Here is a 26,241-nt window from a genome sequence, read left to right as displayed (position 1 = left end):
CGTATGGAACTAGAGCTGCGATTCTTCGCGACGTTCCGCGAGACCGTCGGAACGAAGACGACGACGCGGGAGTTCCCCGACGACGCCGTCGTCGGCGACGTCCTCGAGGCGCTCGAATCCGAGTACGCGGATCTCGAGGGGCGGCTGCTCGACCAGGGGGAGCTGGCCTCACACATAAACGTGCTCAAGAACGGACGCGAGGTGTTGCACATGGACGGACTGGAGACGGAACTGGTGGATGGCGACACGCTGTCGATCTTTCCCCCGGTCGCCGGCGGGTGAGCCGTGGTCGACAGCATCGATCCCGACGGGTGGGACCGTCGTGAACGGTCCTTCCGCGGGATATCTCGCCGGCTCGCCGCCAGATATCTCCGCAACCTGGGCGGGGAGTTCGTCGACGCCGCCGAGCCGGAATCGGCAACCGAGATCGAAGGGAACGGCTGGCGGGCGGCCCTCGCGACGGACACCGTCGAGATCGGTCGCTCGCTAACGCTCACCGAGGTAACCGTGACGTTCGAGGGTGAACCGGCGATCCTGGACCGACTGATCGAAGACTTCAAACGGAAGGCGATGCGGGCGGGTGGCTGATGTCGGAAGAAGAGCCGTTCGAACAGCACCTGCCGTTCGACGGCCCGGTGTTGCTGTACGCCGCCGCCACCGCGAGCGTCGCGCCCAACCGGCTGCCGGAGCTGCTCGTCGACGGACAGGAGTTGCTGTCCGGGCGGATCGGGACGTATCGACGACAGTACGAGTGTGTCCGGGAGGGCTCCGACCGGTCGGTCTTCCTGGTGCCGACAGGACACTGGGAGGAACTCGGCAGGGAGCTGGGTGTTACCGACAGAGAGGCGGACGCGCTCCGACGGGCACACGAACGACAGCTCTGGCGCGTCGGCGCCGAATCCAAACGTCGCGAGGAGTTCGACGCCGCCCTCGAGATCCGCGAGGCGGTCGTCATCGGTCGAGAGTGAACGGCGCCCACTCCCGGACTCCGTCGGAGAAATCGACAGGCGTTTGCCTGCCGGTCGTCACGTTGCCGTGTGGACGGGGAGGACCTTCGAGCCGGAGTCAGGGACGCGTCGCCGCTGTTTCTGGGTATCGTCCCATTCGCGCTGGTCGCCGGCATCGCCGCCGTCGAGGCCGGACTGACCCCGGTGCAGGCGGTGGCGACGTCCGTGATCGTCTTCGCGGGCGCTGCACAGCTCGCCGCGCTGGAGCTGCTCGGCGAGACGGCCCCGCTTTCGGTCGTCGTTGCGACGGCCGTGATCATCAACCTCCGGCTGGTAATGTACTCCGCGTCGATCGCGCCACACTTCCGGTCGTTCCGGCGTCGGATCCAGGCGCCGCTGTCGTACGTGCTCACCGACCAGGCGTACGCGCTGTCGGTAGCGCGGTTCTCTCGCGAGGGAGACACCGACCGGCTGTCGTACTATCTGGGCGTGGCTGGATCGATCTGGCTGGTCTGGCAGGTGGGCACGGTCGCGGGCGTGTTGCTCGGTACGGGCGTTCCGCCGGAGCTGGGGCTCTCGTTTGCGGTGCCGCTCGTGTTCCTGGCGCTTCTGGTGCCGGCGATGAAGGACCGTCCCACGACCGCAGCCGGCGTCGTGGCGGCCGTCGTCGCGGTCGGAGCCGCCGGCGTCCCGTACAACCTGGGACTTCTGATCGCCGCCGTCACTGGAATCGTTGTCGCCCTCGCGGTCGAGGCAGGTGAGAACGTGTGACCGAATACGGCTACTGGACGGTGTGGCTCGCGATCCTCGTCATCGGCGTGGCGACGTTCGCGCTGCGGTTTTCGTTCATCTACCTGTTCGGCCGCGTCGACGAGGTGCCCCCTCGCGTTCGGCGGGCACTCAGGTTCGTTCCGCCGGCGGTGCTGGCCGCGCTGGTCGCGCCGGCACTTGTGACGATCGACCCCGACGTCGGGCTCGCTGCCTCACTGATGGACGAACGTCTCGCGGCGGGGCTGGTCGCGGGCGGAGTCGCCTGGCGCACGGAGAACCTGTTTTTGACGATCGCCGCCGGGATGGGCGCGCTGTGGCTGTTGCGGTTCGGGTTCGGCATCGGGCTGTGAGGGAGGATCGAAAACGGGTCGGACGGACTCCGCCGCAGTTTTTACCGTCGGGGCTCGAAGGGCGGGTATGCGACTCCGGTACGTCCTCGGCCTGCTGCTTTTGATCCCGCTGGCCGACGCCCTGCTTTTGGTCGTGGTCGCGGGGTACATCGGCGCGGCCGCGACGATCGCGCTGGTGGTGCTCACCGCGCTCGTCGGGATGCTGCTCGTGCGCGCCGAGGGGAGACACACCCTGCGTCGGCTCCAGCGCAAGGCCGCCCGCGGGGAGCCGCCGACCGACGAGCTCATGGACGGTGCGCTGTTGATCGCCGCCGGCGCGTTCCTGCTCACGCCGGGGCTGGTCACGGACGCGATCGGGATCCTCATCTCGATCCCGATCACGCGGTATCCGATCCGGGAGGTTCTCAAACGGTACGTCGTGGTGCCGTACCTCGACCGCGAGATGGACGGCTTCGTCACCGGGGGCGTCTGGACCCACGGCTTCCCGGACCCCGACGAGTTCGAGGGGAGTCAGTTCGGGAGGGGACGATTCGACGGCGCCGACGGCCCAGGTGGGCCGGGCGCCGGCGTCGGGTTCGGCCGCGAGCGGTTCGACGAAGACCAGGAGTTCGGCGGGGACGACACCAGGACCGGGCCGGAGAAAGGCGACGGCAACGACGTCGTCGACGTCGACTTCGAGGTCGAGCGGGACGACGACGAAGACGAGGACGCTCGCGACGTCCCGCGCCGGTAGGAGGCTGTTCTCTCGGGGGCAATCGCCTCGCCGAACGACGGTTTCAGCACCGGAAATCGACGGACGTAAACGCGATATCGAAAGGAAAATCTTAAACAGTTACCCGCGCAACGACCTATTGCGCTCACCTGGGCCAATAGCTCAGTCAGGTTGAGCGCTCGGCTGATAACCGGGAGGTCCGCGGTTCAAATCCGCGTTGGCCCACCTGACATCCTGGCCGTTTTCGGCCGGGAGAGATTGGGGCCGGGAACTCCCCAGCCACCCAATTTCGGCATTCTACCCCCGAGAGAGATCGGTCTCGCGGTTTGAACCGGAACAGGGTATTCCACACGTCCACGACGTACTGCGATCCTCGTTAGCCGGGGGGTGTGTTGGCGTGTTGGCCTTCCAGACAGTTTCCCGAACTGTTAATCGACAGCGAAGGGTCTTATCCGAGAATAACACGAAACACGAATATGGCGCGATACGAGGCCACCTTCGAGATCAACGAAAAAACGGATTCACACGCCGTGCGACGAATATTGGAGCAAGTGTACGACACAATCCGCGAAGAGTCACGGAGCGTCCGAGAGGGCACCGACGACGGTGCCGAACTACTGCAGGAGTTCGAATCACTTCGAGACGCAGGGAAACATCCAACACCGGGGAAGCTGACGATTACCTACGAGCAGTACGACGACGAATTCGATGAATGAGATCGTGAGCTGAGCACAGAAGTCATCGTCGTCACAGCCCCGATCGAGTTCCGCTCCAGCCTGAAGGCGAAGAGTCCTCCGCGGGTACCCGTCGGTCACTCTGGCTCTTCGCTGTCGTCCATCAGTGACGATATGATGAGTCGCTTGATTCCACGTCGGAGGAGCCCACTGGCTGCAGGTTGAGAGATATCCAGATCGGCAGCGACCTCGCTGAGAGTTGCGTTCCGTGGTTCTTCGAAGTAGCCCGATTCGACGGCGACGAGGAGCGCTTCCCGTTGGCTATCGGTCAAGCCGGCGTTCGTATTGCCCAAACTAGCGTATTCGTTCACGCGCAGTAACTCGATGCTAATGTCGTTCTGTTGTGCATAGTCCCAGAGAGAAGCCAGACCCGTTCGCTCGGGCATCCACACTGTGAGGATCCAGGCGCTCCCGTCGTTTTCCATGTCGAGGATGACGCCATTCGCAGCCGAAATCACTGGCGAGACGATCTTCGCCTCGTCTGTATACACGAAGCTATAGATCGCCTCCTCGTCTCCGGTTTCGATGACCCGTTCGAATTCACCAATCGTGCGATCGTTCCGTAATCCCTCTTCGAACTGGCGGAAATCGGACGACGTTATGTGATAGAAGAATTTTCCCGACGTCGGGTCAGTTCCTGCCTCCGACACCGACCTGACTTTCGAACTCGGGTCGTGAGTAACGGTCTCTGTGAGCACGATGTCAGGATGTTCGACCCGGACGACCGCTTTACTGTCGGCCATTGCTGTGGGGTAGAAGTTTTCAACATATGAGTATTTGCGATCACAGTTTCTGAATGCGAGTCGTGTCTTGGAGTAGGAATCCGCAGACCCCGTCACAGCTCGTCTTCGGAGAACCGACTTCTACTCGTCTACGTCGTTCCTGTCGTGAATCTTGGCCTGTTCGCGGGCACTGGGATTGGCTGACTCTTTGAACGGAACCTTCGCCAGCGTCGCATAGACGGGTTCATCGGGCACCTCGGCGTACTCGTCCGGGAGGTGCACTCCGAACTCGACGTCGGCGTCGACGTCATATATCGAGTCGTCGAGGGGGACGTCCGTCGCCTCCTGCAGTTTCTCCGCCGGCACGTATCCGAGGCCGATGTTCGTCTCGAGTTCCGGATTCCACCACGCCGACGTCAGGTAGCCACATTCCTCACCCGTCTCCGGGTCCGAGATGAGCCAGAAGTCCGGAGCCCACTCCCGGATCGGTTCGCCCGCTATTTTCAGCCCGACCAGTTTGTGAGCGAACGGGAACTCCCCGTTTTCGATCGCTTCCTTCTGGCGTTCCAGTTCGGCTTTGCCGACGTAGTCTGCGTCCTTGTCGTCGGGAACCTGATAGCCGAGGTTGACCTGGAACGGCGACGTCTCGGAGTCCATGTCCTGACCCAACGACAGGATACCGGCAGCGACACGTCGGTGATGGGAGACTGCTGTCACGCCACCGCCGTGGTCTTTGACCGTCTCGAGTACTGGATTCCACACCGCTTCGGCGTTTTCCGTCGCCTCGCGGACGTAGATTTCGAACCCTTCTTCTCCGGAAAAGCCCGTCTGGCTCACCATCACCGGAACGTCGTTGATCGTCGCTTCAAACAGTCCGTAGTAGGGAACGCCTTCGGCGTCGTCACCGATGAGCGACTTCATCACGTCGAGTGATTTCGGGCCCTGAATCTGCATCGGCGAGACGTCGATCTCGTCGATGTCGACCTCGAAGTCGGTTCCGACTGCGACCCCTTGCAACCACTGCATCAGATCGGAGTCGGCGATGGAGAACCAGAACTCGTCGTCGTCGGGTCGCAACAGGACGAAGTCGTTGAGGATCCCGCCGTCCTGGTTGCAGCAGATGGCGTACTTGCCACGCATTGTCTCGATTTCAGTCGCGTCTCGGGTGATGACGTAGTTGACGAACGCCTCGGCATCAGTCCCCTTAACGCGGATCTGACGCTCGACGGCGACGTCGAACAGCGCTACGTGGTTGACCAGCAGTTCGTACTCGGCTTCCAGTCCCCCCTCTTCGGGGTCGATGTACGCCCGAGGGTGGTACATATCGTTGTAGACGGTCGCCTGCCAGCATCCCTCCTCGACGGAGAGGTGCCAAAACGGTGACTTCCGAATCCGGGTAGAGATCAGGAGGTCGACGTCTGCGTCGCCTGTTTGTCGAAGGTTTCTGGGAACGGTACGATCCGATTGGTCGACACTGGGGTGGTTCGGGTTTCCGGACATTGGGATCTATTTCAGTGATTCAGCGCAATAGTAGAATGTTGATACAGTAGCTCCGTCTCGATCTTCGACATGGTTTCCCTGTCCCATATAACAGAGTAGAAGGCACGCAACCGCATTGCTCTGTAGCTTATAGGTATAACCCACTTATACCGGATGAGAAGAAATGGGAACGGCAGAGCTAATTACGCAATCGTCGCTAAAAAAGCGAGTATGAGAAACGACGAGGAGTACATCCGGGAAGCGATCGAACTGGCACGGGAGGCGGTTTCGGACGGGAACACTCCGTTCGGATCGCTGCTCGTCGTCGACGGGACAGTCGTCGAACGGTCGAAAAACACCACGGTGAGCGAAAACGACGTCACTGCCCACCCCGAACTCAAACTCGCCCGGTGGGCAGCCCGCGAACTCGACGACGACGAACTCGCAGCGTGCACCATGTACACGAGCACAGAGCCCTGCGAGATGTGTGCGGCTGCGATTTATTATGCGGGGCTTGACCGGGTCGTCTACAGCGTCGCCGGTGCGACGCTGGCGAGCGTCCAGGGCAAGACGAAAAGTGGCATCACCTGCGAGGAAGTGATCGAACGCAAGGGCGGGGAGACAACTGTCGACGGGCCCGTCCTCGAATCCGAAGGGAGACGCGTCCACGAGGAGTTCTACTGAAGGGGTCGGCCGTCCGTGTCGTTTCCCTCCGAAACTCGCGACCCGATGTGCCCCCGTCATCCCAGCACGAACGGGAGCCACAGGTATGTCGCCGCCGTCGCCAGGACGACCCCGAAGAGGTTGAGCCAGAACCCGACCCGGGCCATCTCCGGGACCGTCATGTAGCCGCTCCCGAACACGATCGCGTTCGGGGGCGTTGCGACCGGGAGCATGAACGCGTACGACGCCACGAGTGCGGTGATGGCCATAAGCGAGATCGAGGGAACGCCCAGCGCGTAGCTGATCCCGATCATCAGCGGGACGAACACCGACGCTGTTGCCGTGTTCGAGTTCACCTCCGTCAAGAACACGACGACGACCGCGACGGTGACGAGAACCAGCAGGAAACTCATCTCGGGAAGGGCGCCGATCAGGTCGGCGATCCATCGATCCAGGCCACTCGCCTGGAACGCGTGCGCGATCGAAAACCCGGCCCCGATGAGCACGAGCACTCCCCACGGGAGCCGCCGGGTCGACGACCAGTCGAGCAGGAACGTCCCGTCGGTGCGATCGGCCGGAACGACGAAAAGCAAGATTCCGCCGACGATCGCGATGACGGTGTCCGAAACCGCAGGGGCGATCGGCTCGATCAGGAACGGACGGGAGATCCAGCCGACCACGACCAGCCCGAACACCAGAAGCGTCCGCCGCTCGCCGCGGCTCATCCGCCCCAGTTCATCCAGGCTCCGCTCGATTACCTCGCCGCCGCCCTCGATCGTCTCGGTTTCCGGAGGGAGGGTGTACACCAGAAACAGCCACGCGAGCAACATGAAGGTGGCAGACACCGGCGCGGTGAACAGCATCCAGTCGAGGAACCCGACGGTGATCCCCAGGGAGCTTTCGGCGACGCCGGCGAAGATCGCGTTCGGCGGGCTCCCGATCAGGGTCGTCGCACCGCCGATGGAGGCGCCGTAGGCGATCCCGAGCATCAGCGCCAGCCCGAAGTTCGTCTTCGGGAGCGTGTCCGGATCCCGATCGGCGTCGAAGACGATCTGCTCGACCGGTTCCTGTGGGAGTTCCATCCCGCGTTCCGCCGGTGAATCCGACAGCGCGGCGAACTTGAGGATGACGGCGCCGCCGATCGGGACCATCATCATCGCGGTCGCGGTGTTGGAGATCCACATCGAGAGCCCGCCGGTCGCAACCATGAACCCGAGAACCAGCCGGCGGGAGCTGAATCCCACCGTACGTATAACCTGCAATGCGAGACGCTCGTGTAACTCCCACCGTTCGATCGACAGCGCCAGGAGAAACCCGCCCAGAAGGAGAAAGACGATCGGATCCGCATACGGCGCCGTTGCCTCCGCGATCGAAACCACGTCGGTCACCGGAAACAACACGACAGGGAGCAACGCCGCCACGGCGATCGGGACCGCTTCGGACACCCACCAGATGGCGATCCACAGCGTCCCCGCGAGCACTGCAGCTGCCTCGGGAGGCATCCCGAACGGGTTCAAAAAGTAAATCGAGAGGAACGCGAGCGGTCCGAAGAGCAGCCCGATGCGCTCGCGTGTGAGACGTCCGTGCACGGTCCAGGTTGAGTTCGTTCGAAGTCTCGAATTATTCGATGGTCATTCTGCCGACAACTTCCACCATCCGGAGTTCGTAGACGGTAAACTGAATGTCCTCAATCGCCTCGTCGAACAGCCGGAACGGCTGGAACCACTCGTTGAGTGTCGCGTCGTCCAGTTCCGTCTGCCACTCGTGGAGGGTGCCTCGAACGAGAATACTCCAGGATTCCTCGGAGGTGGCATCGTAACACACGAACGTCGCGGTGTCGGTCGTCTCGAGGAATCGCATCTTCTCGCCCTCCTCGAACTCCGCCGAGCCGGATTCCCCCACCCGAAGGAGAAACCGGTCGCCGTCGTAGTGGTAACTCAGGGGGATCGCATACGCGTCGTCGCCGTCTGCCAACCCGAGGACGCCGTGTTCCCCGGACTGCAGATGGTAGTCGACGTCCTCCTCGTCCATCCCCGCAGTGTACACGTAGTTGACATCTTCCATAGAGACCGTTCGTCACCGGAGGTAATATACGCTCGCACGGGATCGGCGGGAAAACACTACAAACGAACAGCGGAAGCTCGTGGACATGGTTCCCGACGAACCGACACGCACCGGTCACCTCGGACAGATTCGGGGAGTGAGCGGCCCCGTCTAGTTCCGTCCAGTTCGAATTAGCAAAATTGGTGCCCAAACCACAAGCAGAGACCAATTTATCATCTTAACTAGCGAGGGAAAAAGCAGACAACTAAACATACAGTCGGATTCCGGCACAGTTTTTGTAATCCAGAGATAACTTTCGATTGACGCCGATCGGCGGCGTCGGGAGTCCACCATGATCGAACGGATACTACTACCGACGGACGGGAGCGAGGCGGCCGAGAACGCGATCGAGCGGGCGTACGAACTCGCCGAGAAGTTCGACGCCGAACTGCACGCGTTGTACGTCATCGAGGTGGAAGCGCTGCCGACGTTCGCGAATCTCGACAGTGAACCGATCAGGGAAGCACACCGGCGGCGAGCGGAGGAGTTGCTCGCGGAGATCGCGGAGAACGCGCCCGACGGCGTGGACGTGACGACAGTGATCGAGGAGGGCCACGCCGAGAAGTACATCGTCGAATACGCCGAGGAGAACGACGTCGACGTGATCACGATGGGGACCCACGGTCGGGAAGGTCTCGGGCGCGTCCTGATCGGCAGCGTCACCGAACGCGTGGTTCGGGAAGCCCCGTGTTCGGTGATGGTGACGCCGATCGAGGAAGCGTAGCGCTCGAGCGCAACAGCCACCGTTTTCAGTCGCCGAGGACGGTCACGTTCCCGAACTCGAATCGGGCACCGCCGGAGTCGCCGTCGACGATCTCGACCGTCCAGCCGTGGGCATTGGCGATCCCGTTCACGATCGCGAGGCCGAACCCCGTCCCTTCCTGATTGGTGGTGACTCCGGACTCGAAGACGCGCCCGCGTTCTTCCTCCGGAATTCCCGGACCGTCGTCTTCGACGTAAAAACCGTCCGGCGAGGTACCGACCGTCACCGTCACTTCCTTACCGCCGTGCTCCACCGCGTTGCGAAAGAGGTTCTCGAGCAGCTGTTGCAGCCGATCCGGATCCGCCTGTACCCGGTGGTCGGTTGTAATCCGTATCTCCGCGCCCTCGCTTTCGACCATGCCCCAGGAGTTCCGGACGACCGTCGACAGTTCGACGGGTTCGGGGTCGTCGATCGGCTGTCCCTGTCTCGCCACCGCGAGGACGTCCTCGATCAGCGCTTCCATCCTCTCGAGTGCGTCACGTGCAGCCTCGAGATGCTCGCTGTCGTGTTCCTCGCGGGCCAGTTCGATCCGGCCGGTCGCGACGTTGAGCGGGTTCCGGAGGTCGTGTGAGATCATTCCCGCGAACTCCTCGAGACGCTCGTTTTGTCGCTCGAGCTCCTGTCGATATCGCTCCCGGTGGGTGACGTCGGTGAGCGTAATCGCCCGGCCCAGTCGGGTGTGGCCGGTCGTGAACGGGTTCGTTGAGAGCTGGTAGTAGCGGACGTCTCCCTCGCGGTCGATCTCGATGAGCTCCTCCCCTGCAGCGACGTGGTCGGCAAAATGTGGAACGACCGCCTCGAGTCGCTTCCCGATAGCGCCGCCGAGCGCGGGGAACAGCTGCAGGGCCGGACGGTTGTAGTCCCACAGCTCTCCGTCGTCGTCGAGGACGACGACCGGGTCGTCTCTGGCGCCGGCCAGTTGCACCCGCTGGAACCGATCGAGGAAGACAAAAAGCACCCCGATCGCGAAGGCGGCGACACCGATCGGCGAGTAGGTGAACTGGAGGACGACCGGCGAAACGGCCCCGAGAACGTCGAACACGACCGGAAGTCCGGTGAGCGCCACGAGAACTGCGAGCGGTTTGGTGTCGCCGCCGACCTGAAAGAACAGCTCGTACAGCATGAAGAACCCGACCACCGCAAGCGAGTACGCCAGCCCCATGACGAGCCAGTGGAGCGGCTGGTGAAGCACCGCGAGGTGGGAGAACGGCACCGTCGCGAGTTCGGTCGTAAAGTACTGACCGTGCAACGGATTGGTGAGTTTGACTGCGACGACGGCGAGATACACTCCGAGCGCGAGCCGTCGGATGGTGGCGTCCCGGTGTAACGATCGCCCGGTGTACGCCGAACAGAAATACAACCACGGGCCGACCGCGGCAAATCCGACGACCAGGCCGGCGACATAAAAGCCGTACTGGAACGACGGGGCGGGTGCGAGCAGATAGCCGACGTGTGTCGTCGCCCAGGCACCGCTCGCGAGCAGCAGCGTGTACAGTCCCCACTGGGTGTCCTCGTCGTCGACTGCGTCGACCTTCGCCAGACTCGCGAAGGACCCGGCCGCGGCAACAGCGAAAAGCAGAACGTATCCGAGAAAGAGCGGATCAATCGACGAAGTCGACAGCACCATTACGATAGACGTACCGTCCACCTGTATCAACGTTTTGGAACGTCACCCGACGGTCGGGTCGTCGTCGGAGTTGTCGTCACCGCCGGGATCCGACTCCCCTTCAGTTCCCTCCCGATTCTCGTCCATCTGCCCGGACTCGTCGTCCTCCGTTCCGTCGTCGGTTTCCACCGATTCATCGTCTCTGTCCACAGTTGCGACGTCGGAGCCCGATGTCGGCCGATCCGAGACGGGAACGATCCCGGTGCGAATCGCGATACCGCCGACCACCAGCACCAGCCCGAGGCCGACGAGCACCCACGATTGAGCGAAGAACACCGCCAGGGTTCGATCGAGCAGACCGAGCGACAGTTCCACGAATTCTGGCTGGATTTCCCCGTGGCCTGCGGCGGATTCCAGCTCCTCGACGACGACGTCCTGCAACACGGTCAGGCCCGCGAGGGGGACGGCTCCGGCGAGTGCGGACGCCGATCCGACGACGAGAAGGCTCGTCGATCGGGTGACGGCGACCCAGCCGACGAGCGCCGAGACGACGAAGGCAATCACCGGCAGCACGATGGCGAGGAGACTCAGAACCGACACGCCGTCACGGACCGTCTCCAGCTCCTGTCTGTCCTCGTCGGTCAGCCCTTCGGTCAATTCGACGGTGTCGGGAAGTTCCTCGTCGAGTTGGTTGTGTGCCGCCGTTTCCGCCGCCTCGAGGAGAGTCGCCTCGGCGTTCTCGACGCGTTCGATGAACTCCCCGTAGGTGAGGTCCGCCTCGATCAACCCGTCGACGTACACCGTCCCCAGTTCGAGTGCAGCGCGTTCGACCGCCGGCGGGTACTCTTCCTGTGCGAGATCGGCTTCGAGTTCGGCGATCGCCTCCTCGCGGATCTCCTCGCGCGATTCGTCGTACGCCTCCTCGAGCTCCTCGTCGGTGAGGTACGGCGTGGTTTCCTCCTGAATGCGCTGTTTCTGTTCCTCCTCGAACTCCGCTCTCGTGGCTTCGAACTCCGTTTCGCTTTCCCGCAGCGCAGCGAACCGCGGATCCGTCTCGGCGATCTCCTCGACGTCCACGAGTGACTCCGCGATTTTCGCCGCGAGGTCGTCCTTCAGTGGTGCCGTCTCGAATGCGAGATACAGTTCCTCGCGCTCGCCGTGCAGATACGCGTACAGACGGTCGACGTTCGCGTCAGTCTGTTCCTGGACATACTCCTCGGTGAGCACTTCGCCGAGCAGTTCCTCGGGATCCGGCTCGCCCTCGGCAGTACCGTCGGCCGGTTCCTGCTGTTTTGTGATCCCCGCTTGCATCTCCTCGAGCAGAACCGCGTACCCGTCCTCCTCCTCGAGGCTCTCTTTCACGAAGTCGCCCTCGAGGGCAGTCCTGTCGACCCCGACGACGAGGTTGGCCCCCAGAAGCGAGAGCAACAGCACGACACCGAGAAACCCCACGACGAGAGTCCGCCCCAGATCACGCACCATATGTCACAGCTATTACCACCCCTTCAAATACTGTTCGGTGTAGTTACCGTTTTTGAGAGCCGGACCACCCGACAACCCACCGCAATCGCGAGTGTCACAACGGGAAACCTCTTGACCGGGAGGATACAACTTCGACGTGTCCGCGGCCGCACCGGACGACGACCCACGGGAGTCGAAAACGAGTCATGAGCCACGAACCCGAAAAACAGTACAGCGAAAGCGTCGAGATGTACCTGAAGGAGATATATCTGCTCTCCCGGGACGGTGAGCCGGCCAAAACTGGACTGCTGGCCGACTCGCTGGGAGTGTCCCCACCGAGCGTAACCGAGATGGTCGATCGGCTTGCCGAACAGGGGCTCGCAACCCACGAGAAACACCGGGGGACGCGGCTCACCGAAACCGGGACGCGCGAAGCCGAACGCGTCCTGCGGAAACACTGTCGGATCGAACGGTTCCTCGTCGAACAACTGGGCAAGACCACGGGGTTCCACGAGGAGGCGTGCCGGCTCGAACACGCGATGAGCGACGACGTGGCCCGCGCGCTCGACCGGTTCGTCGACCTCCCCGATGAGTGTCCAGACTGTTACGACCGCGAGGCCGACCGTTGTTCGCGCCTGTTCGGGTGACCGATCCGGAGGACGAGGAACTTTTATCGTCGAGAGGCGTAGCCTCTGTGATGCGTTTCGGACTGTTCGACATGATCGGGCTGGCGACGACGCTCGTGTTCGCCATCCCGCTTGCCAACGTCGGCGTGCTCCGGATCCTGGGCGGGGAGACGCTGTTCGGGGCGGGGCTCGTCGCCGTCGCCGTCGCGATGGTCGTGTTGCCCCAGTTCTTCTTCGATCCGGGGCGGATCGTGAAAGCACTCGTCTCCGGATTGCTCCCGCGGCGCTTCCGGAGCGTGGACGACAGCGACGAAAGCGTCACCGACGGCGGCGACGAGGGGACAGAACCGCAGGACTAGGTCGCCGTCTCTGCTTCTACCGACGGCGCGATTCCGAGTTCCTCGAGCAGTTCGTCGATCGGTTCGGCGCGTGACTCCCCACACAGGAGGACGCTGATCGGGAGCGTCGGCGCGCCCTTGATGACGTTCTCCAGCAGGACGAGACGCTCGCGGGCTCGGGACATCCCGACGTAGAACACCCGGCGCTCGTTGTCGGTCACGATCGGCACCGGGCTCGTCGTCTTGGTGAACTCTCCGTCGATCCCCGGAACGTCTCCGGGATCGTCCACCGAAGCCGCCATCTGTTCGACCACCTTCTCCGTGAGATCGGTGCCGACGAACACGTGATCCGCCTCGCGACCCTTCGCGGAGTGGATCGTTCCGACCCGCACCCGATTGGGATCCATCCCGTGGTAGTCGCCCGCGAAGTACGCCTTCACGGAGTTGCGCTGGAAGCTCGTTACTTTCCGGAGCATGTCGCCGGCGCTTGCGGGGCCGGGCATGAACGGGACTCGATCGCGGATCCGGTCGGGATCGACGTCGATCTTGGCGATGTCGTCGACGTCGGCCGCCTCTTCGATCTCCTCGAGCAAGTCGTAAAACTCCTCGCGGTCGTTCGTGCCGAACGCTGACGCCTGCAGCATGTCGGCGAGTCGGCGCGCCTGCAGGCCGGTGACCGGCTCGTCGGCGTCGATCGCTTCGATGGCCCGCACGTAGTCGGTGAGTCGATCCGTCCACATTCGCTGGTCGGTGAGCGCGCTGAAGGGGATCCCGGTGTCGATGAACTCGTCGATGAACTGGAACAGTTGATATCGGGCCCGAAACAGCACCATGATCGTCTCCTCGTCGTCGTTTTCGACGGTGTACCGGACGTTCCGGGCGACCTCGAGCATCGAGGGGTTCTGTTGGGCCTCGACGAGCCCGCCCTCCTTGCGGGGTTTGAGGTCTTTCTCCTGCCGCTTGTCGATGTGTCTGACTTCGGCGTTGACGGCGTCGAGGATCCGCGAGGGAAGCCGATAGGAGTTCGGCAACACGACGTCCTCGTCGACCGGGGTATCGAGGAGGAGGTCGGGGTCGGCACCCTGCCAGGCGTACACGACCTGGTCGTCGTCGCCGGCGATCAGCACCTTCCGCATGTGGGGGCGCCACTCCCGATACACCTCGTACTGGAGGGTCGTGATGTCCTGGAACTCGTCGATCACCAGGTAGTCCACGTTGGGTAACAGTGATCGCTGTGCGACGCGTTCGAGCATGTCGGCGAAGCCGACGAGCCCGTGTTCGCCCTTGTAAGCCCGCCACGCGCGGATCGTCTGGGGAACGTCGATGCGGTCGTCCGAGGACGGCCACGTCGGGGTGTACTTGTTGCCCTCCTGAGCGTTCGGATCGATCTCCGGCGGGAGACGGACCTCCTCTAGGTCCCACTGGAACGGGACGTCGTACCAGTCGGCGACGTCACGCTGGGTTCGCTGGAGCCACTGGGAGGTGGCGATGATCTTGTTGCCGATCGTCGTCGACCGGGCAGTCCGACGTCCGGCGCCGCTGTGCTCGTCCTCGAAGTCGATGCCGTAGTCCTCACAGAACTCCTTTTTGTCGTCTTCGCCCACGACGTCCCCACGCGAGAGGTTCAACAGCTCGTACGCCTTCGCGTGCATCGTACAGACGTTCCCCTGCAGCGATCGAGGGGAAACGTCGAGACGCTCGGCGAGGCGTTCCCGGACCTCGGCTGCCGCCGCCCGGGTGTACGAGACGACGAGGACGTCCCGAAAGGTGACGTCGTCCTCTTCCTCCAGCAGCTCCTCGACCCGATCGAGAAGTGCAGTCGTCTTTCCGCTCCCCGGGCCGCCGAACAGCCGGGTTACCGTCGGGTCCGAACTCATTACACGTTCTCTGGTCCCGAACCCGTATAAACGACGTGGCTACAGTCACGTCGTGAAAACGGAAGAAAAACCGGTCGTTCGACGATCCGACAGTGTGTACCATACACAAACAAAAATTAATATCCCTCCATCCTACGGTCTGTCTGTCCCGGATCCCCGGGTCGATCAACCCATGACCACGTACCCAACCGCGAACCCGTCGACCACTATCCCCAAGTGGTCCGTGCGTCTCGCTCGCGGTGACGTGGTCGGACTCCCGGCCGTCGCCGCGTAACGCACGTTTCCGGCGACGGCTGCACTTTCTCCGCGTGCCGACCGGCGAGGTGTCGCCGTCGCCCCCGACTCCGTTTCGGCCTTCAAACGTCACACCACCCAGCCCCGAATCCAATGGCAGCAGCACGACACGACAGGCGGACAGTCCCCGACAGCCACGAGGCCGACGATCAGGCCCGGATCGAAGTTCGCGTTCGCGTGGAGGTTCCTCGCGACTGCGGTGGCGACCTCCGGGAGGGGGTCGAGACAAAACTCGCCAGGCCGTCGGCGGTCGACCGGCTCGTCGGATTCGAGGTACACGAACTCCGGCCGCGTCTCAACGATCTCAGCGTGGACGCGACCGCACAGTTCCGAACCTCGGCTTCGCCGGATGCCCTGCGCGGTGAACTCGCGGAACTCGTCGGCGTCTCGCCGGCTTCCCCCGAGGATGGCCCCCGCTGACTCCGCCGACGAACGAGACGGTCCCCGCTGACGCCGAATCGATCGCACCTCGACACGCCCTCCAGGGTCTCCCGGGTGCGAAACGCACTGCGACAAGACAGGAGACGACAATGTTAGACCCCAACCAATCGCCCTACGAACAGCACAGTGCACGCCCCGCGAACGCGTCACAGAACCCCGCGCTCGTGGCCGGCTTCTTTGCGGCGCTGGCCGTCGCGGTCGTCGCCGCCGCGTTCCCCGCGGTCGTCGGCTACCTCGGCGCGATGGCGGTCGGCGCCGTCGCACACCGGGCCGTTGCCTGAGAGGGGACGGAACCCGACCGGCGTCGACCGTCCACCGGACGAACGACGGCTCCGGGGCGAAAACGGAACCACAAGACGGTTTACCGCCACGACTGTGATTCACTGTATGGACGACTTACTCGACGTCGCTGCCCGGATCACGGCAGGAGGACCCGTGTGCGACGCGTGTCTCGGACGCCCGTTTGCGGACCGAAGCTACGGCCTCACGAACGAACAGCGGGGCCGATCGCTCCGGGTCGCGCTCGCGCTGCGTTCCGACGAGGAGCCAGACGACGTCGAACCCGACGATTGCTGGGTGTGTGAAGGGCTGTGCGGACGGTTCGACGAGTGGGCACGTCGCTGCGTCGAGACGATCGAAGACGTCGAGTTCGAGACGTATCAGGTCGGAACCCGCGTCCCGCCGCTGCTCGCGGAGAACGAACAGCTTCTCAGGGAGGATGCCGGCCTCGAGGACGACGCCGGCGAACCGCTCAAGTCGGAGGTAAACAGGGAAGTCGGAAAGCGGGTCGGCCGACTGACCGACACGGAAGTGTCCTTCGAGCGGCCGGACGTCCAGTTCACCATCGACGTCGCCGACGACCGAGTCGAGCGTCAGATAAACAGCGCGTTCGTCTACGGGCGATACCGGAAAATAGAGCGGGACATCCCGCAGACAGAGTGGCCCTGCAGGGAGTGTCACGGATCGGGGCGCCAGGGGAAACTGGAGTGTGACCACTGCGGCGGGACCGGCTACCTGTACGACAGAAGCGTCGAGGAGCTCACCGCCCCGATCGTCAGGGACGTGATGGACGGCACAGACGCGACCTTTCACGGCGCAGGGCGCGAGGACGTCGACGCGAAGATGCTCGGGACGGGGCGACCGTTCGTGATCGAGGTCTCGGAGCCGACGCGACGGCGCGTCGACGTCGAGCGGCTGGAGGAGGACGTCAACGCGTTCGCCGACGGAGCTATCGAAGTCGAGGGGCTCCGGCTGGCGACCTACGAGATGGTCGAGCGCGTCAAACGGCTGCCAGCCTCGAAGCGCTACCGCGCGACGGTGACGTTCGACGAGGACGTCGACGAGGAGATGCTCTCGGAGGCAGTCGAGTCGCTCGAGGGTGTGACCGTCGAGCAGTACACTCCCAACCGCGTGGACCACCGGCGCGCGAGCAAGACCCGGGAGCGAACGGTGTACGACATCGAGGCCACGCTGGATGGACCGCGACGGGCGACCGTCGAGATCGACGGTGAGGGTGGTCTGTACATAAAGGAGCTGATCTCCGGAGACGAAGGGCGGACGGAACCGAGCCTTGCAGGGTTGCTGGGCGTCGAAGCGACGGTGACTGCACTCGACGTCCTGGCGGTGGAAGGCGAAGAAGAGCCGTTCGAGGATCCGGAGTACTTCCGGGAGTGATCTCCGGACTCTCTTCGGAGTGATCTCGGGGAGGTTCGCCGCACCGAGCCTCGCTCAACTACAGGAACTCCCGTACTTCCGAGTACCACATATCGTGGTAGTCGACGGCGTCGAGCGCCTCCGCGACGTCGACCGCCAGCGCGTGCCAGCACCGCTGTTCCGGGTCCGTCGAGTCGAGGTTGTACTCGCTGTCCTTGCAGTGGCAGTCCCCGTTTTCGACGATGTACTCCTCGGAGAGACCGACGACGACGGTGAAATCCCGGTACTGCTTCACTCGCCCCTCCCCGACGGCGGATATCGCCCGCTGGCCGCGATCGCCGTGTGCAGAGACGATAGCGTCGGCTATCTCGGGGGTGAGTTCACCCGCCTCAGAGAGTGCCGTTCGCCAGTCGTCCCCCTCGCTCACGCCTGGTATTTCACAGTTACCCCTCAAAACGGCGTCGGTGCGAGCACTCCGACAACTACCGACCCGCAGTGACCCGTTTCGCAAGGCGTATGTCCCCGCCGCCGAACCGAAGGCGTATGGACCCGCGCGTTCGCGAACACGCCGAGATCATCGTCGATCACTCGACCGGCATTGGGGCCGGCGACGACGTCGTCATTCAGATGCCGCCGGAGGCCGAGGACCTCGCCGTCGCGTTGCACGAACTGTGTGGCGATCGCGGAGCGAACCCTGTGTATCTCAGCCACTCCGAGCGCGCAGACCGCGCGTTTCAGCGATCGAGCGACGACTTCGAACTCCCCGAGCATCGGCTCGCACTGTACGAGGAGACCGACGTCTTCGTCATCGCCCGCGGCGGGAAGAACGTCACCGAAAAAAGCGACGTCGACCCGGAGACGACGGCCGACTACAACCGGGCGATGGAGCCGGTCAAAACAGAGCGCCTCTCGAAGACCTGGTGTCTCACACAGTACCCGACCTCCGGTCACGCCCAGCTGGCCGGCATGAGTACCGAGGCCTACGAGAACTTCGTGTGGGACGCCGTCTCGCTGGACTGGGACGCCCAGCGGGAGCGACAGGCGAACCTCGAGGAGATCCTCGACGAGGGCGAACAGGTGCGGATTCAGTCGGGCGAGGAAACCGACCTCACGATGTCGATCGCGGGAAACACCGCGCTCAACGACTACGGGGAGGCGAACCTGCCGGGCGGAGAGGTGTTCACCGCCCCGGTCCGGGAGAGCCTCGAGGGAACCGTTCACTTCGACATGCCGCTGTATCGATACGGCAGGGAGATCGAGGACGTCCGGCTGCGGTTCGAGGACGGGAGCGTCGTGAGCCACAGCGCCGGTCGCAACGAAGACCTGCTCGAGAGCATCCTCGACACCGACGAGGGGTCCCGCTACGTCGGTGAACTCGGTATCGGGATGAACCGGGCGATCGATCGGTTCACCTACAACATGCTGTTCGACGAGAAGATGGGCGACACCGTTCACATGGCCGTCGGATCGGCCTACCCCGACACGGTCGGTGACGGAAACGAGCGCAACGAGTCGGCCGAACACGTCGACATGATCGTCGACATGAGCGAAGACTCGACCATCGAAGTCGACGGGGAAACGATCCAGCGGGACGGGACGTTCGTCTTCGAGGACGGATTCTAGCGTCCACGACAGCCGATCCCGGCAGCTAGACAGACGATCTCGGCGCGTTCGAACAGGCTCTTTTAGCTGCGGTCCTTCGGCTGCTGCATGCGAGTCACCCGACGGGGAGTGCTTTCGGCCCTCGGTGCAGCAACTGCAGTCGGATCGGCAGGCTGTCTCGGAGGCGCCGGGAGGGAGCCTGAAGGGCCCGAGGGAACGCCGGCGGATCTGGTCTGCGAGGACGAAGGCTTTCGCCGCCTCGAACCGCCGTTCGAGGAGGACGAGGTGTCGTACACGACGTTCGTTGGGGACGGCGAGCCACTGTTCGAACTGGCGCTGGACGGGCGGACGATCGCCTACGGGAGCACGGTCCGAGTCGCCCTCCGAAACCGGACGGACGAACCCCGGGAGACCGGCCCGAGAACGGCGTTCAGCCTCCAGCGGGCCACCGAGGCCGGCTGGCAGGACGTCCGGGGGACGACCGACGAATCCGTCGACAAATGGCTCGACGGAGAACGCGGCGAGTCGGGAACCGTCCACGGTCCCAGCGAGGGGTTCGTCTGGGATCTAACCCTCGAGGAGCCCGATCTCGTCGACGTCGACGAATCTGGAGCCTCCACGTCGTTGTCAGTCTGTCCGTCCCTCGGGACTGGATCGTACAGGTTCGTCTACTGGGGCATCCCCGAGGGAGCGCTCGCAGAGGAGTTTACGGTCGTCGGGCCCGGATGACGTGTTTACGGTCGTCGGGCCCGGATGACGTCCACGTCGAACGGCCCTATATACTGAGGGAGATCCTGCTCGATCCACACCAGAGGCCGCTTCTCCGGGCGAGATCATGCAGTGGTTTTTTAATGAACAGTGATGCACAGACACCTTGGGATGTCATCCACTGACAGAGAACAATGGGCGACGCGTATCGGGTTCATCCTCGCGGCGGTCGGCAGCGCCGTGGGACTCGGAAACATCTGGCGGTTCCCGTTCCAGGTCGGACAGGAGGGCGGTGCCGCCTTCCTCGTGGTGTACCTCGCATTTATCCTCCTCATCGGCCTGCCGGCGATCCTCGTCGAGTTCGTGATCGGTCGCCGGTCCGAACGGAACCCGATCGACGCGTTCGATCGACTGGGCTATCGGGCGTGGACAGCCGCCGGCGTATTGGGCGTGATGGGTGGATTCATCATCATGTCCTTCTACTCGGTGGTCGCCGGGTGGGTGACCCGATACACGCTGGCGAGCGCGACGGGGGCGTACTTCGCCGAACCGGCCGAGTACTTCGTGGATATTGCCGCAGGAACCGACGCGCTGTTGTTCCACCTCCTGTTCATGGGCATCACTGCGATCATCGTGGGCCTCGGGATCCAGCGCGGGATCGAGATGGCGGTGAAGGCGCTTGTTCCGGCGTTGGTTGCCCTGATGATCGTGCTGATCGTCTACGGGTTCACGCTCGACGGCGCCGTACAGGGGTACGCCTACTACCTCTCGCCGGAGCCGGGAGCGGTCGCGGCCAACTGGACGTCGATCCTGCCGGCGGCGGCGGGACAGGCGTTCTTCACCCTCTCGTTGGGGATGGGGATCATGATCACCTACGCCTCCTACATCGACGACGACCGGAGTCTCGTGGGTGACGGCGCCTGGATCGTCGGCCTGGACACCGCGATCGCGATCATGGCCGGCCTGATGATCTTCCCCGTGCTGTTCACTATCGGCGTCGAGCCCGGCGCCGGCGGGGCGGGCGAGCTGTTCATCGGCGTCGGGGGCGCCATAGCTGGATTGCCCGGCAGCCGGATCATCGGCGTGCTGTTCTTCGGTACGGTGCTCGTGGCGGCGCTGTCGTCGGCGATCAGCCTCACCGAAGTGACCGTCTCGTTCCTCATCGACCGGTTCGGACTCGACCGGCCCGTCGCCACGGGGATCGTCGCCGGCGGAATCTTCGTGCTAGGAATCCCGACGGCACTGGATTTGGCCGTCCTGGAGCTGTACGACCAGGTGACTGCGGAGCTGTTCCTCCCGCTTACGGTGTTCCTGCTCGTACTGTTCGTGGGCTGGTTCTACGACGAGGCGCTCGACGAGGTGAGCAAGGGCGTCTCGGCAGACTGGCTGCCTGGCGCGTGGCTGTGGCACGTCCGGACGATTATCCTGGTCGTCATCGGCATCACGCTGGTTCTCAGCGTGCAGGGGCTGATCGAAACACTCCCCGAGACGATCGAGGCGATCGACCTGCTGTGATCGGCTGACGACCGACGATCCCGGGTTTTTCGGATCGTCGTCTCGTTTTTTCCCGATACTGACAGCAGACTGCCGTCAAAGCAGCGTCAACAGCCCCAACATCCCCAAAAACCCGACGACGGTTCCGACGGCGAGTTCAGTGCGGCCGCCACCGGGTAGCGCCTCGCCGGCGCTAACTCCCGCGGGAAGGAACTCGGCAACGACGAGATACAGCAGCGCCCCGGCGGCGAAACCGAAGCTCACGGGAAGCAGTTGCTGAAGGCTCGCGGTCAACACGTACGCGCCGACCGCCCCGATCGGCTGTGGGAGTCCGGAAAACACCGCCCAGCCGACGACCCGCCACCGTCCCATCCCCGACGCGACGAGTGGAATTGCGATCGCCAGCCCCTCCGGTACGTTGATGATCGAGATCGCAACCAGCATCGAAACCGCGAGCGTCGACACCCCGAACTCGCCGATGGTGAAAGCGACGTCTGGATCGACGTCCGCGAACGCGACGCCGACAGCAACCCCTTCGGGCAGGCTGTGAAGCGTGAGCACGCCGACCACCAGGATAATCGTCCGTCGGTCGGGGGAGATGTCGGTACCCGTAACCAGGTCGTAGTCGGCGAGCAATCGATCGACGCCGTAGACGAATCCGATACCGGCGAGACAGCCTGCCGCAACGTGGGCAAACTCTCCGTCTGTGGCACCCTCGATCAGCAGCCCGACCGACGCCGCCGACAACAACACGCCGGCGGCAATCCCCCACAGGGCGACCAGCCACCGTCCGGTGATCTGCTCGGTGAGGAAAAATGGGAGCACACCGAGTCCCGTCGCGAGCCCGGTGAGGAGCCCCGCGACGAAAACGATCGCCAGCTCGCCGAACAGTGGCATCGTTCGCCCGTTCCATCGCCCGGGATAAATACCCGCCCGTCTCGGCTCCGAGGGACCACCTCCCCCGAAACCGACTGTGCTACGCCGTCTCTGCGGGGGGATAGCGGTCCTCGACCGGTTTCACGACGTACTCCACCCCCGCCTCGGACAGCAGGTCCCTGATCTTCTGTACCCCCGTTTCGGCGTCGACCTCCCGGGCACGGTAGTGTCGGATCGGATGCCGGATCCAGGAGGGCTCCCAGTGGGCATACACGTCGGTCGACTCCTCGTCCGGGCCGACATAAAGCCCGAGATGGAGCTGATAGTGGCTCCGCAATGCTCCCCGGGGATAGCACACCCAGCTGGCGACGGTCACCTCCGCGGGGGCGGCATACTCCCGTCGCTTGAGCGAGGAGACGAGGTTCCTGATAAACCCCAGTCGATGGAGTTCAGCCTCGAACAGTTCGTAAGGCTGTCGAATCGTGAGCGCGTACTGGTCGTGGGGCGTCGTCCGCTCTGCGTACAGCCCCAGAATCGAAATCGGGGCGTGCAACAGCGAGGCGACGTGCTGTCGAATCCGCTCGAAGAACCGGAGTTCGTGCGTCATGTGTTCACATTAGGTTCGATCGGCTTCAGCGTATGCCCGGCTCGTTGACGACCGGGTTGCACCTTGGCACGGATCCCCGGCAGTCGACTAGGGAGACATTCAAAAGTACAGCGCAAGTGCGATGACCAGCGCGAGGACGAAAGCGAGAACGAGGACACTGGTCTCCACGCTCAGTTTGAATCCCGTTTCGCTGAATGGGGTTCGTTGCTGGTGACGGTGATATCGCTCGAGGAGACGCGGTGAAAGGGCAGAAACGATCCGATTCCGGGGAGCCCGAACGACGTCGATCGCAGCGTAAATCACCGTGTCGGCGGTCTCGTCGCCGATCGTCCGCCCTCCACGATCGCGGACCGTCCCGAGAATCCACCAGCCGGCGTCGGCCGTCGTTCTGTTGGCCCCTGCGGCGACGCTCGCAATCGCACGTGAGACCGCTCGCGTCCCCCGAAAGGCCAGCGGATCTACGACTCGATCGACGTCGACGCCGCCATGGAGTCGATCGAGGATTTTCTTCGAGAGGACGAACCCGACGAGGCCGGTCGCGACGATGGCGACACCCTCGAGGAGGTGTGACGTCGAATACGGATCTGTCCCCCAGGCGTCCCTCGCCGGAAGGAGCCCGAAGAGAAGTTCGTAAGCGAGCCCGAAAACGACACACGCCGCTGCGATCCCGCCGTAAACGATCCACTCCCCGCGGACCGTCTTCGGCACCGATACGGGCTCCCCTTCGAAGAACGCGTAATAGCCGAATTTGGCGAACGACATCACCGTCCCCACCCCGCCGGCGATCAACAGCCACCGCAGCACGGGCCGGTTCGCCGCCACGCTCGCGTCGATCACCATCCCCTTGCTTACGAATCCGTTGAACCCCGGCACCGCCGAAATCGAGAGTGCGGCGATCAGAAACACGACAAGGAGTACGGGACTGGCGGTCCCAAGCGCCCCGAACTCGTCGAGGCGGTTCCGTCCGGTCCGGACCACGATCGCACCGGCGATCATAAACAGCAGTCCCTTGTAAAGGACGTTGTTGAACAGGTGGGCAAATCCGCCGGCGATCCCGAGCGCAGATCCAATTCCGATCCCCGCGAGCATGTACCCCACCTGCGCTTGAATGTGATACGACAGCAGTCGGCGCATGTCTTTCTGTGCCAGTGCGTATCCTGCCCCGTAGATCGTCATCACGCCCCCGACATATGCGAGAACGAAGTTCCCCTCCGGAAACACCCGGTAGGCGGCGTAGACGGCGGTCTTCGTCGTGTACACACAGAGAAACACCGAAGCCATCACGTGCGGTCGGGGATAGGTGTCCGGAAGCCACGCGTGCAACCCGATCACGCCCGCGTTTATCGCGACCGCCGTCCCGACCAGCAGCGTCGGCAGCCCCGGAGTGATCCCCGTCCCGTCGAACTGGAGCGCGGTAGCCGTTGTCCCGCCTCCTGCAATCGCGTGAGCAGCGATCCCGGCGGCAAAGAGCCCGCCGCCGAGCCCGTGCCAGAGCGCGTACCGGTAGCCCGCACGGATCGCGTCCCTCCCGTGAAGCCACACCAGAAGCGTGCTCAAAAGCGCCATGATCTCCCAGCCGATCAACAGCCCGAGCCAGTCCCCCGCGAAAACAGCGAGGAACGCGGCCGCGGCGTAACCGAGAGCGACGGCGAGATGCCGCCGGTCGGCGTCCGTGATCGCACCGTATCCGACTGCAGCGGTTCCGAACCCGGCGAAGACGACCCCGACGAGCCGCGTGATCTCATCGACTTCGACGAGGATCACGTCGAACCCCAGAAATCCGACCGCAGGGCCCGTACCGGCGGGGACGAGGAGGGTCCAGATCGAGATCCCCGCCAGGACGACGCCGGCAAACGTGTAGCTGATCCGGTCCGGGAGGACGAGTGCAAGCAGGGCGGCGATTGCGACCGGGATCGCCGGAACGAGTTCGAGCCCGATCATGTGACGACCATCACCTCGAGCATCCAGTTCGACGTCAATCCGAGCAGGATGCCGACCACGGCAGCAAGGACGACGACGGCGGTCATGCCCCGCGTAACGGCGGGGCGGTCGCGGCGGTCGGATCGTTCCTCATCGAACGGTTTGAAGTAAAGTGCGTTGATGAACGGCACAGTATATCCGAGCGTCAACAGGGTGCTCACGACGACCAGGGCGGCGACGAGTACGGCGCCCTCCTGGATCGCACCCAGTGCGATATACCACTTGCCGACGAATCCGACGGTCGGTGGCAGGCCGATCATCGAGATAGCCAGCACGACGAACGTCCCACCCAGAAGTGGTGCACGATCGGCCAGGCCGGCGTACTCCTCGATCGTCCGGGCTCCGAACCGAAGAGAGAGCATCCCCGACAGGATGAACAGCCCCCCTTTCGCGAACCCGTGGCCCGCCATCTGGACAATCGCCCCGAACGTGGCCGTGTCGTTTGCCAGCGCCACACCGATCGCCACGAGACCGAACTGAGCAATCGTCGAGTACGCCAGCATGAGCTTTACGTGGCGCTGATACAGAGCCAGCACGTTTCCGACGAGCATGATGGCAACCATGCCGTAAAGGAACACCGCCTCGAGCGTGGGTACGACCGCCAGGAAATCCGGCGTGAACGCGGAGACGACGATCCGGACGAACGTGAAGACGGCGAGGGCAGGGACCGCCCCGGAAATAAGGGCGCTGACCGCGTCCGGCGCCGCCGCGTGGGCGTCCGCCAGCCAGCCGTGGAGGGGGAACAGCCCGACTTTCATCGAGAGGCCGACGACGATCAGGGCGAACGCGATCCGGAATCCGGGATCGGCGTACCCGACTGCCGCGATCGCATCGGGAAGCTCGGAAAGCAGCAGCGTACCGGTCCGGGTATAGACGACGCCGACCCCCATGAGAGCGACGACGCCGCCGGATGCAGCCAGGAACAGGTACTTGATCGCCGCAAACGTCGCCCCCTCCTTGTCGCTTGCAGCGACCAGCGTGATGATCGAAAGCGACGTGAGTTCGAGAAACACGATCACATAAAACAGATTTCCAGTAACCGCCAGCCCGTTGATGCTCCCGGCGAGAACGAGATAGCCGGCGTAAAATCGATTCCCCCGAGGACCTGCAGACCGGGTGTACGCGAGTGCTCCGGCGGTCATCGACGCACCGACGAAGAGCAACGTCGCCGACAGCCCGTCGGCCTGGAAGGGAACCGTCCGAACGTCCGGGACGTAAACGTACTCCCAGTAGATGACGCCGGAGGCGGCGACCTGTACAGTAATGAGGGCCACGACAGCCAGCGTGGAACTCAGCGTCACAGCGGCAATCGGCCACCCTGTGCGACGGACGGAACGCCCCATGTAAAGCGCGAGGACGGCTCCCGCGTACGGAAGCGCAACTGCAATCGGGAGCGTCAGTCCGGTGAGTATCATCGTCTCAAGTCTACGGGGA

The 26,241-nt window shown here is 63.7% G+C and carries 29 protein-coding genes and 1 tRNA gene; 18 read left to right on the top strand and 12 right to left on the bottom strand.

The annotated features are described in order from the left end of the window. Positions 1-3: 3 nt before the first annotated feature. The 8 genes from AArcCO_RS03820 (at position 4) to AArcCO_RS03785 (ending at position 3,496) form a co-directional block, all read left to right on the top strand. Positions 4-282 (top strand): ubiquitin-like small modifier protein 1, encoded by a 279-nt coding sequence (locus tag AArcCO_RS03820; RefSeq protein WP_259535123.1) that lies wholly within the window; start codon positions 4-6, stop codon positions 280-282. Positions 283-285: 3 nt separating this feature from the next. Beyond that, entirely contained in the window at positions 286-588 is a 303-nt protein-coding gene (locus AArcCO_RS03815; RefSeq protein WP_259535122.1) for a MoaD-like domain-containing protein, read from the top strand. Next, positions 588-968, top strand: a complete 381-nt coding sequence (locus tag AArcCO_RS03810; protein ID WP_259535121.1) for a DUF8048 family protein — start codon at positions 588-590, stop codon at positions 966-968. Before AArcCO_RS03815 ends, AArcCO_RS03810 begins: the two co-directional genes overlap by 1 nt. Positions 969-1,037: 69 nt before the next feature. Then, positions 1,038-1,718 carry an AzlC family ABC transporter permease gene (locus tag AArcCO_RS03805; protein WP_259535120.1) on the top strand — a complete coding sequence of 227 codons (681 nt, stop codon included), beginning with the start codon at positions 1,038-1,040 and terminating at the stop codon, positions 1,716-1,718. Beyond that, positions 1,715-2,068, top strand: a complete 354-nt coding sequence (locus AArcCO_RS03800) for a branched-chain amino acid transport AzlD family protein (RefSeq protein ID WP_259535119.1) — start codon at positions 1,715-1,717, stop codon at positions 2,066-2,068. The genes AArcCO_RS03805 and AArcCO_RS03800 overlap by 4 nt, the downstream gene beginning before the upstream one ends. A gap of 67 nt (positions 2,069-2,135) precedes the next feature. Then, a complete protein-coding gene (locus AArcCO_RS03795; protein ID WP_259535118.1) occupies positions 2,136-2,801 on the top strand; it encodes an FxsA family protein in 666 nt (221 codons plus the stop codon). Between the two features lie 130 nt (positions 2,802-2,931). Next, positions 2,932-3,005: transfer RNA gene (locus AArcCO_RS03790), tRNA-Ile, on the top strand. A 251-nt stretch (positions 3,006-3,256) separates the two neighbouring features. Next, positions 3,257-3,496: a hypothetical protein gene (locus AArcCO_RS03785; protein ID WP_259535117.1), complete on the top strand. Its 240-nt coding sequence runs from the start codon at positions 3,257-3,259 to the stop codon at positions 3,494-3,496. A gap of 95 nt (positions 3,497-3,591) precedes the next feature. Here AArcCO_RS03785 and AArcCO_RS03780 read toward each other — a convergent pair whose 3' ends face one another. After that, the gene (locus AArcCO_RS03780) at positions 3,592-4,257 is read right to left on the bottom strand and encodes a helix-turn-helix domain-containing protein (RefSeq protein ID WP_345780898.1); all 666 of its coding nucleotides are present in this window, start codon (positions 4,255-4,257) and stop codon (positions 3,592-3,594) included. Between the two features lie 120 nt (positions 4,258-4,377). Beyond that, the gene (locus AArcCO_RS03775) at positions 4,378-5,736 is read right to left on the bottom strand and encodes a glycine cleavage T C-terminal barrel domain-containing protein (RefSeq protein ID WP_259535115.1); all 1,359 of its coding nucleotides are present in this window, start codon (positions 5,734-5,736) and stop codon (positions 4,378-4,380) included. 210 nt (positions 5,737-5,946) lie between these two features. Here AArcCO_RS03775 and AArcCO_RS03770 point away from each other — a divergent pair, with 210 nt between their 5' ends. Next, complete coding sequence (locus tag AArcCO_RS03770) at positions 5,947-6,399, top strand: nucleoside deaminase (RefSeq protein ID WP_259535114.1); 453 nt, start codon at positions 5,947-5,949, stop codon at positions 6,397-6,399. Between the two features lie 56 nt (positions 6,400-6,455). Here the strand turns inward: AArcCO_RS03770 and AArcCO_RS03765 are convergent, their stop codons facing one another. Then, entirely contained in the window at positions 6,456-7,967 is a 1,512-nt protein-coding gene (locus tag AArcCO_RS03765; RefSeq protein WP_259535113.1) for an SLC13 family permease, read from the bottom strand. Between the two features lie 31 nt (positions 7,968-7,998). Beyond that, positions 7,999-8,442, bottom strand: a complete 444-nt coding sequence (locus AArcCO_RS03760; RefSeq protein WP_259535112.1) for a pyridoxamine 5'-phosphate oxidase family protein — start codon at positions 8,440-8,442, stop codon at positions 7,999-8,001. 331 nt (positions 8,443-8,773) lie between these two features. Between AArcCO_RS03760 and AArcCO_RS03755 the strand changes: the two genes are divergently transcribed. Beyond that, positions 8,774-9,205, top strand: a complete 432-nt coding sequence (locus AArcCO_RS03755) for a universal stress protein (protein WP_259535111.1) — start codon at positions 8,774-8,776, stop codon at positions 9,203-9,205. A 25-nt stretch (positions 9,206-9,230) separates the two neighbouring features. On the opposite strand, the gene AArcCO_RS03750 is transcribed toward AArcCO_RS03755, so the two are convergent. Continuing rightward, complete coding sequence (locus AArcCO_RS03750; protein WP_259535110.1) at positions 9,231-10,871, bottom strand: sensor histidine kinase; 1,641 nt, start codon at positions 10,869-10,871, stop codon at positions 9,231-9,233. Positions 10,872-10,913: 42 nt separating this feature from the next. Beyond that, a complete protein-coding gene (locus AArcCO_RS03745; RefSeq protein WP_259535109.1) occupies positions 10,914-12,332 on the bottom strand; it encodes a hypothetical protein in 1,419 nt (472 codons plus the stop codon). Between the two features lie 185 nt (positions 12,333-12,517). Here AArcCO_RS03745 and AArcCO_RS03740 point away from each other — a divergent pair, with 185 nt between their 5' ends. After that, positions 12,518-12,958 carry a metal-dependent transcriptional regulator gene (locus tag AArcCO_RS03740; protein ID WP_259535108.1) on the top strand — a complete coding sequence of 147 codons (441 nt, stop codon included), beginning with the start codon at positions 12,518-12,520 and terminating at the stop codon, positions 12,956-12,958. Positions 12,959-13,008: 50 nt separating this feature from the next. Continuing rightward, positions 13,009-13,296 (top strand): DUF7533 family protein, encoded by a 288-nt coding sequence (locus tag AArcCO_RS03735; protein ID WP_259535107.1) that lies wholly within the window; start codon positions 13,009-13,011, stop codon positions 13,294-13,296. On the opposite strand, the gene AArcCO_RS03730 is transcribed toward AArcCO_RS03735, so the two are convergent. Next, complete coding sequence (locus tag AArcCO_RS03730) at positions 13,293-15,152, bottom strand: UvrD-helicase domain-containing protein (RefSeq protein WP_259535106.1); 1,860 nt, start codon at positions 15,150-15,152, stop codon at positions 13,293-13,295. The genes AArcCO_RS03735 and AArcCO_RS03730 overlap by 4 nt on opposite strands. Before the next feature lie 387 nt (positions 15,153-15,539). Between AArcCO_RS03730 and AArcCO_RS03725 the strand changes: the two genes are divergently transcribed. The 3 genes from AArcCO_RS03725 (at position 15,540) to AArcCO_RS03715 (ending at position 17,561) form a co-directional block, all read left to right on the top strand. Next, complete coding sequence (locus tag AArcCO_RS03725) at positions 15,540-15,866, top strand: hypothetical protein (protein ID WP_259535105.1); 327 nt, start codon at positions 15,540-15,542, stop codon at positions 15,864-15,866. A 110-nt stretch (positions 15,867-15,976) separates the two neighbouring features. Then, complete coding sequence (locus AArcCO_RS03720; protein WP_259535104.1) at positions 15,977-16,168, top strand: hypothetical protein; 192 nt, start codon at positions 15,977-15,979, stop codon at positions 16,166-16,168. 106 nt (positions 16,169-16,274) lie between these two features. Beyond that, positions 16,275-17,561 (top strand): tRNA pseudouridine(54/55) synthase Pus10, encoded by a 1,287-nt coding sequence (locus AArcCO_RS03715; RefSeq protein ID WP_259535103.1) that lies wholly within the window; start codon positions 16,275-16,277, stop codon positions 17,559-17,561. A 58-nt stretch (positions 17,562-17,619) separates the two neighbouring features. Here the strand turns inward: AArcCO_RS03715 and AArcCO_RS03710 are convergent, their stop codons facing one another. Continuing rightward, positions 17,620-17,967, bottom strand: coding sequence for a hypothetical protein (locus AArcCO_RS03710; protein ID WP_310561231.1), 348 nt, complete (start codon positions 17,965-17,967; stop codon positions 17,620-17,622). 116 nt (positions 17,968-18,083) lie between these two features. On the opposite strand from AArcCO_RS03710, the gene AArcCO_RS03705 reads away from it, so the two are divergent. The 3 genes from AArcCO_RS03705 to AArcCO_RS03695 all read left to right on the top strand — a co-directional run bounded on the left by AArcCO_RS03705 (position 18,084) and on the right by AArcCO_RS03695 (position 21,365). Then, the gene (locus AArcCO_RS03705) at positions 18,084-19,163 is read left to right on the top strand and encodes an aminopeptidase (RefSeq protein ID WP_259535101.1); all 1,080 of its coding nucleotides are present in this window, start codon (positions 18,084-18,086) and stop codon (positions 19,161-19,163) included. Positions 19,164-19,250: 87 nt separating this feature from the next. Next, the gene (locus AArcCO_RS03700; RefSeq protein WP_259535100.1) at positions 19,251-19,871 is read left to right on the top strand and encodes a hypothetical protein; all 621 of its coding nucleotides are present in this window, start codon (positions 19,251-19,253) and stop codon (positions 19,869-19,871) included. 150 nt (positions 19,872-20,021) lie between these two features. Then, positions 20,022-21,365, top strand: a complete 1,344-nt coding sequence (locus AArcCO_RS03695) for a sodium-dependent transporter (RefSeq protein ID WP_259535099.1) — start codon at positions 20,022-20,024, stop codon at positions 21,363-21,365. Between the two features lie 75 nt (positions 21,366-21,440). Here AArcCO_RS03695 and AArcCO_RS03690 read toward each other — a convergent pair whose 3' ends face one another. The 4 genes from AArcCO_RS03690 to AArcCO_RS03675 form a co-directional block, all read right to left on the bottom strand. Further along, entirely contained in the window at positions 21,441-22,241 is an 801-nt protein-coding gene (locus AArcCO_RS03690) for a ZIP family metal transporter (RefSeq protein ID WP_259535098.1), read from the bottom strand. A 79-nt stretch (positions 22,242-22,320) separates the two neighbouring features. Next, positions 22,321-22,827, bottom strand: a complete 507-nt coding sequence (locus tag AArcCO_RS03685) for a hypothetical protein (protein WP_259535097.1) — start codon at positions 22,825-22,827, stop codon at positions 22,321-22,323. Positions 22,828-22,926: 99 nt separating this feature from the next. Further along, on the bottom strand, positions 22,927-24,768 hold the full coding sequence (locus AArcCO_RS03680) for a Na(+)/H(+) antiporter subunit D (protein WP_259535096.1): 1,842 nt from the start codon (positions 24,766-24,768) through the stop codon (positions 22,927-22,929). Next, complete coding sequence (locus tag AArcCO_RS03675; RefSeq protein ID WP_259535095.1) at positions 24,765-26,222, bottom strand: proton-conducting transporter transmembrane domain-containing protein; 1,458 nt, start codon at positions 26,220-26,222, stop codon at positions 24,765-24,767. Before AArcCO_RS03675 ends, AArcCO_RS03680 begins: the two co-directional genes overlap by 4 nt. Positions 26,223-26,241: the final 19 nt, after the last annotated feature.

Origin of the sequence: Halalkaliarchaeum sp. AArc-CO, assembly GCF_024972735.1 — an archaeon.
In the GTDB taxonomy this organism is placed as follows: domain Archaea; phylum Halobacteriota; class Halobacteria; order Halobacteriales; family Haloferacaceae; genus Halalkaliarchaeum.
The sequence above is the reverse complement of the archived record's forward strand: the minus strand, read 5'-3'. Positions and strand labels throughout refer to the sequence as shown.

Excerpts from the sequence above, each read along its gene's own strand:
- AArcCO_RS03820 (WP_259535123.1), top strand. The coding sequence starts at position 4 with ATGGAACTAGAGCTGCGATTCTTCGCGACGTTCCGCGAGACCGTCGGA.
- AArcCO_RS03810 (WP_259535121.1), top strand. The coding sequence starts at position 588 with ATGTCGGAAGAAGAGCCGTTCGAACAGCACCTGCCGTTCGACGGCCCG.
- AArcCO_RS03795 (WP_259535118.1), top strand. The coding sequence starts at position 2,136 with ATGCGACTCCGGTACGTCCTCGGCCTGCTGCTTTTGATCCCGCTGGCC.
- AArcCO_RS03785 (WP_259535117.1), top strand. The coding sequence starts at position 3,257 with ATGGCGCGATACGAGGCCACCTTCGAGATCAACGAAAAAACGGATTCA.
- AArcCO_RS03780 (WP_345780898.1), bottom strand. The coding sequence starts at position 4,257 with ATGGCCGACAGTAAAGCGGTCGTCCGGGTCGAACATCCTGACATCGTG.
- AArcCO_RS03775 (WP_259535115.1), bottom strand. The coding sequence starts at position 5,736 with ATGTCCGGAAACCCGAACCACCCCAGTGTCGACCAATCGGATCGTACC.
- AArcCO_RS03770 (WP_259535114.1), top strand. The coding sequence starts at position 5,947 with ATGAGAAACGACGAGGAGTACATCCGGGAAGCGATCGAACTGGCACGG.
- AArcCO_RS03760 (WP_259535112.1), bottom strand. The coding sequence starts at position 8,442 with ATGGAAGATGTCAACTACGTGTACACTGCGGGGATGGACGAGGAGGAC.
- AArcCO_RS03755 (WP_259535111.1), top strand. The coding sequence starts at position 8,774 with ATGATCGAACGGATACTACTACCGACGGACGGGAGCGAGGCGGCCGAG.
- AArcCO_RS03750 (WP_259535110.1), bottom strand. The coding sequence starts at position 10,871 with ATGGTGCTGTCGACTTCGTCGATTGATCCGCTCTTTCTCGGATACGTT.
- AArcCO_RS03745 (WP_259535109.1), bottom strand. The coding sequence starts at position 12,332 with ATGGTGCGTGATCTGGGGCGGACTCTCGTCGTGGGGTTTCTCGGTGTC.
- AArcCO_RS03740 (WP_259535108.1), top strand. The coding sequence starts at position 12,518 with ATGAGCCACGAACCCGAAAAACAGTACAGCGAAAGCGTCGAGATGTAC.
- AArcCO_RS03735 (WP_259535107.1), top strand. The coding sequence starts at position 13,009 with ATGCGTTTCGGACTGTTCGACATGATCGGGCTGGCGACGACGCTCGTG.
- AArcCO_RS03730 (WP_259535106.1), bottom strand. The coding sequence starts at position 15,152 with ATGAGTTCGGACCCGACGGTAACCCGGCTGTTCGGCGGCCCGGGGAGC.
- AArcCO_RS03725 (WP_259535105.1), top strand. The coding sequence starts at position 15,540 with ATGGCAGCAGCACGACACGACAGGCGGACAGTCCCCGACAGCCACGAG.
- AArcCO_RS03720 (WP_259535104.1), top strand. The coding sequence starts at position 15,977 with ATGTTAGACCCCAACCAATCGCCCTACGAACAGCACAGTGCACGCCCC.
- AArcCO_RS03715 (WP_259535103.1), top strand. The coding sequence starts at position 16,275 with ATGGACGACTTACTCGACGTCGCTGCCCGGATCACGGCAGGAGGACCC.
- AArcCO_RS03705 (WP_259535101.1), top strand. The coding sequence starts at position 18,084 with ATGGACCCGCGCGTTCGCGAACACGCCGAGATCATCGTCGATCACTCG.
- AArcCO_RS03700 (WP_259535100.1), top strand. The coding sequence starts at position 19,251 with ATGCGAGTCACCCGACGGGGAGTGCTTTCGGCCCTCGGTGCAGCAACT.
- AArcCO_RS03695 (WP_259535099.1), top strand. The coding sequence starts at position 20,022 with ATGTCATCCACTGACAGAGAACAATGGGCGACGCGTATCGGGTTCATC.
- AArcCO_RS03690 (WP_259535098.1), bottom strand. The coding sequence starts at position 22,241 with ATGCCACTGTTCGGCGAGCTGGCGATCGTTTTCGTCGCGGGGCTCCTC.
- AArcCO_RS03685 (WP_259535097.1), bottom strand. The coding sequence starts at position 22,827 with ATGACGCACGAACTCCGGTTCTTCGAGCGGATTCGACAGCACGTCGCC.
- AArcCO_RS03680 (WP_259535096.1), bottom strand. The coding sequence starts at position 24,768 with ATGATCGGGCTCGAACTCGTTCCGGCGATCCCGGTCGCAATCGCCGCC.
- AArcCO_RS03675 (WP_259535095.1), bottom strand. The coding sequence starts at position 26,222 with ATGATACTCACCGGACTGACGCTCCCGATTGCAGTTGCGCTTCCGTAC.